This is a genomic window from Candidatus Planktophila sp. (assembly GCF_040402315.1).
Lineage (GTDB): Bacteria > Actinomycetota > Actinomycetes > Nanopelagicales > Nanopelagicaceae > Planktophila.
In genome coordinates, this window is sequence record NZ_JBBAMU010000019.1 from 17,457 (window position 1) to 19,015 (window position 1,559).

Genomic DNA, 1,559 nt, shown 5'->3' on the forward strand with positions numbered 1-1,559 from the left:
GAGCCAGATCTTGCCGTGCGCGTTATCCGCGATATCTTCAATGAAGATTTCCGCAAGCTCATCATTCAGGGCAATGAAGCATGGGATGAAATCACTTCCTACCTAGGCTCCATCGCACCAGAACTTGTGGCCAAGATTGAAAAGTACGCTGGCAGCGGAGATCTATTTGCTGATTACCGCGTCGAGGAGCAGTTAGCTAAGGCCTTTGATCGCAAGGTTTATCTGCCGTCAGGTGGATCACTTGTCATCGATCGCACCGAAGCTATGGTTGTTATTGATGTGAACACAGGTAAGTTCATCGGTAAGGGTGGAAACCTGGAAGAGACAGTGACTAAGAACAACTTAGAAGCGGCCGAGGAAATTGCCCGTCAACTTCGTCTGCGTGACTTAGGTGGAATTGTGGTCATCGACTTCATCGATATGGTTCTTGAATCAAATCGCGATGCCGTTCTTCGTCGCCTAGTTGAATCACTGGGTCGCGATCGCACCAAGCATCAAGTTGCTGAAGTAACCTCACTAGGTCTGGTTCAAATGACTCGTAAGCGTGTGGGACAAGGTCTGATTGAGGCCTTCTCAACCACATGTGATTCATGTAATGGACGTGGTATTCATGTACATATGGATCCAGTGAAGATGAAGGCTCCTATGCCACAAGTGAATTCACAGTCAGCGCATCATCCAGATGTTGAAGAACCAGATGCAGATGAAAATGCAGCAACGGATCATGAATTTCATGAAACATTAAATGATGAGAGTCCAGCAGAAGAAGCTGAAGCTGTCATTACCCCCAAGGGTAAGCGCCGCCGTAGGGCCGCTAGCTCGGGAGTTATCACCGCTTAGCGCCCTTAAATGAAGTGAATTTAGGGGTCAATTTGACCCATGGGGTATGAAATCCGTACCCTTAGTGTCTGCCTGAACGCGCTCTATGCGTGAATCAAGCTTGAAACTATTACCCGAAGAACTGAGGCAATGAGCATGTACGCAATCGTTAAAGCTGGCGGACGCCAGGAGAAGGTAACTGTTGGCGAGACCATCACCGTTGATCGCATCGACGCTGCTGCCGGATCTTCAGTTTCATTCCCAGCTCTGCTAGTTGTTGATGGCGCAAGTGTCACAACAGATCCCAAGGTTCTCTCAAGCATCAAGGTAACTGGTGAAGTGATTGATAACGTAAAGGGTCCAAAGATTGACATCCTTCGTTACAAGAACAAGACAGGTCATCGCCGTCGTCAAGGTTTTCGTGCACAGCACACTCGCGTAAAGATCACCGCAATCAGCGGTGCTAAGTAAGGGTTAAGGGAGCAAATAAATGGCAAGTAAAAAGGGTGTTTCCTCAACTCGTAACGGTCGCGATTCAAATCCACAGTACCTCGGTATTAAGCGTTTCGGCGGTCAAGAAGTTAATGCAGGTGAGATTCTCGTTCGTCAGCGAGGAACACACTTCCACCCAGGCAAGAACGTAGGACGCGGTAAAGATGACACACTATTTGCCCTTGCAGCTGGTGCAGTTGAATTCGGTCGCGCTCGCGGTCGTCGCGTAGTGAATGTAGTCCCTGCAG

General features: G+C 48.8%; 3 protein-coding genes. All 3 read left to right on the top strand.

Translation table 11 applies throughout. The annotated features are described in order from the left end of the window. On the top strand, positions 1 to 840 hold an 840-nt coding region (locus AC9UEP_RS04310; protein WP_509544301.1), incomplete at its 5' end, for a ribonuclease E/G. A 135-nt stretch (positions 841 to 975) separates the two neighbouring features. Then, entirely contained in the window at positions 976 to 1,290 is a 315-nt protein-coding gene (gene rplU, locus AC9UEP_RS04315; RefSeq protein WP_422688145.1) for a 50S ribosomal protein L21, read from the top strand. A gap of 19 nt (positions 1,291 to 1,309) precedes the next feature. Then, positions 1,310 to 1,559: 50S ribosomal protein L27 (rpmA, locus tag AC9UEP_RS04320; protein WP_509544302.1), on the top strand; the 250-nt coding region annotated here is incomplete at its 3' end.